The organism is Actinomycetota bacterium (assembly GCA_036280995.1).
In the GTDB taxonomy this organism is placed as follows: domain Bacteria; phylum Actinomycetota; class CALGFH01; order CALGFH01; family CALGFH01; genus CALGFH01.
Window position 1 is genome coordinate 1 of the sequence record DASUPQ010000758.1, and the last position, 3,097, is coordinate 3,097.

General features: G+C 67.5%; 1 protein-coding gene and 1 pseudogene. Both read left to right on the forward strand.

Annotated elements, in window-relative coordinates; all coding sequences use genetic code 11:
- The first annotated feature begins 15 nt into the window (after nucleotides 1–15).
- Nucleotides 16–1,535, forward strand: a pseudogene (locus tag VF468_25360) (IS1182 family transposase).
- Between the two features lie 429 nt (nucleotides 1,536–1,964).
- Nucleotides 1,965–3,097: class I SAM-dependent methyltransferase (locus VF468_25365; protein HEX5881616.1), on the forward strand; the 1,133-nt coding region annotated here is incomplete at its 3' end.

Consider the following 3,097-nt stretch of genomic DNA (forward strand, 5'->3'; position numbering starts at 1 on the left):
CAGACTACCGGGCTCATGAGCCCAGCACGCCATGCCTGCGATGAGGAGATGGACGCGGCCACCTGGTGCCGCCACCTGGTCCCCGACGGGTCGGTATACGCCTTTCCTGCCGACCACCGTCGCCAGCTGTTCCCGCCCGAGCTGTTCGCCGATGTTGTCCGGCAGGGTGGTGGGCACCCCTCGGTGCCCGTCGAGGTGATCGCCACGGTCATGGTGCTGCAGGCCCTGGAGGGGCTGTCGGACCGGGAGGCGATCAGCGCGGTGCGGCGCGACATCGCCTGGAAGGTCGCCTGCGGGCTACGACTGGACGACGAAGGCTTCCACCCCACGGTGCTGGTGTACTGGCGCAACCGCCTGCGGCGCTCGGACCGGCCCAGGCGGGTCTTCGAGGCGGTCTGCCAGGTCGTGGCGGCGACCGGGGTGCTGGCCGGGCGGAGTCGGCGGGTGCTGAACTCCACCGTCTTGGAGGACGCGGTCGCCACCCAGGACACGGTGACCCAGCTGGTCGCGGCGGTCCGCCGGGTGCGGCGGCTGGTCCCCCACGCCCGCCAGCTCAAGCTTCAGGCCCACGACTACGACCGGGCGGGCAAGCCCGTGTGCGCCTGGGACGACCCGCAGGCCAAGCAGGCGCTCGTGTCGGGGCTGGTCAACGACGCGCTGGCCGTGCTGACGGCCGTGGGCGACCTCGAGTTGGAGGCCGAGCAGGCCGAGGCGGTCGCGCTGCTGGCACTGGTCGCCGGCCAGGACGTGGAGCGGGCGAGCGGCCAGGCACCTGGCGGATCGCCCGGCGGGTCGTGCGTGACCGGGTCATCTCCACCGTCGACCCGCAGGCCCGCCATACCCGCAAGACCAGCGCCAGGAAGCGCGATGGCTACAAGGGCCACGTCGCCGTCGAGCCGGAGACCGGGCTGGTGACCGAGTGCGCGCTGACCGCCGCCACCGCCCCGGACGAGCCCACCGGGGTTGAGCTGCTGGCCGGCGAGGAGCCAGGCTTGGAGGTGCTGGGTGACACCCACTACGGCTCCGGGGCGACCCGCGCGGCCCTGCGCGCCGCCGGCCACGTCCAGATGATCAAGCCCATCCCGTTGTCCAGCTCGGTGCCGGGCGGGTTCACCATCCATGACTTCCACATCGACCAGCAGGCCGGCACGGCCAGGTGCCCGGCCGGCCAGACCGCGCCGATCACCAGCTCGGGCCAGGCCAGCTTCGCGCGCTGGTGTCGGTCCTGTCCGCTGCGCGGGCGCTGCACCACCGCCAAGCAGGGCCGCACGGTCCAGGTCCACCCGCACGAGGACGAGCTGCACGCCGCCCGCCGCCGCGCCACCACGCGCAGCTTCCAGCAAAGCTACCGCCGCTGGCGGCCGATGGTGGAACGCTCGCTGGCGTGGCTGGTCGCCGACGGCTGCCGGCGGGTGCCCTACCGCGGCATCGGACGCAACGGGCTGTGGTGGTCGCTGCGAGTCGCCGCGGTCAACCTGCGCCGGCTGCTGGTGCTTGGCCTTGCCCGCCACCAAGGCGCGTGGATATTAGCCTGACCGAGCCGCCACGTCAGGCCGATCACCACGCATTTCCCGATCGGCCGCCTGAGGAGCTGCGCAGAAACCACCGACCCGACAGGACCAGGCATCTTCAGCAGACTCCTAGGAGGGCTCTCGCAGGCCGGTCTACCTGCAAAGGGGGGGCGAGAATACGAGAATTTGCGTAGGCCCGAACTCTCCATCTTGGGGATACCGTAGGACGCTCTGACCGGATACTTCGTTAGGCTGGCGGGCCTTCGCCCGGATTGCGGTGAAGTGCGGGCGAGGTCGTGGAGTCATGGCCCCGTGGCCGGAACGAGGTACGGACAGTCCAGAACGGAGTTACCGATAGTGACCAGCGGCACAATGCCGAGTCGCGCCCACGAGGCACCCCATTCGACAGGTACGACCCTGTGCCGATTTTGTCGATCCTCCCGTATGCACTCTATGGTCGATCTCGGCATGTCTCCACTCTGTGAGAGCTACCTGACGATCGATCAACTCGATCAGATGGAGCCGTTCTACCCACTTCATGTGGTTGTCTGCTCCGAGTGCTTCCTGGCTCAGATCCCGGCATACGTTCCGGCCGAGAACATCTTCACGGAGTACGCGTACTTCTCCTCCTACTCGTCCTCCTGGGTCGAGCATGCCCGCCGATACAGCGAGCGTATGCGTGCGGAACTCCGTCTCGGCCCAGAGAGCCTAGTCCTGGAATTGGCCAGCAACGACGGCTACCTCCTCCAGCACTTCGTGAACTACGGGGTGCCGGTACTGGGAATCGAACCCGCGGTGAATGTCGCACGTGCGGCCGAGACCAGGGGTGTCCCAACGCTCACCGAATTCTTCGGAACGGAATTGGCGTACAGACTGGCTGCCGAAGGCAGGCAGGCCGATCTCATCACCGCCAACAACGTGCTCGCACAGGTGCCGGACCTGAACGACTTCGTCGCCGGGATCAAGCTGGTCCTGAAGCCGAGCGGCGTGGCCACGGTCGAGTTCCCTCACCTGAAGCGGCTCATCGAGGGAAATCAGTTCGACACGATCTACCATGAGCACTTCTCGTACTTCTCGCTGCTCACCGCCATACGCATCTTCCAGGCCCACGGACTCACGGTGTTCGACGTGGAGGAGCTGCCGACCCATGGGGGCTCCCTCCGCTTGTACGCCGGCCACGTGGAGCGCGTCGGTCGCGCGATCAGAGGCCGAGTGACCGAACTGCTCGCCCGTGAGCGGGCGGCCGGGATGGAGGAAATGTCCTACTACTCGTCCTTCGGACGCCGGGTCGAGGACGTCAAGCACTCGCTGCTCGAGCTCTTGATTGCTGCCCGGCGCGAGGGCCGGCCTGTCGCAGGGTATGGAGCGCCGGGCAAGGGTAATACGCTACTGAACTTCTGCGGCATCCGCACGGACCTCGTCACCTACACCGTGGATCGGAATCCCTACAAACAGGGCCGATTCCTACCCGGCACTCATATCCCTATCCACCATCCTGATCGGATCGCCGAGACGCGTCCCGACTACGTGCTGATTCTGCCGTGGAACCTGCGGTCGGAGATCGTCGATCAGCTCGTCTATGTCCG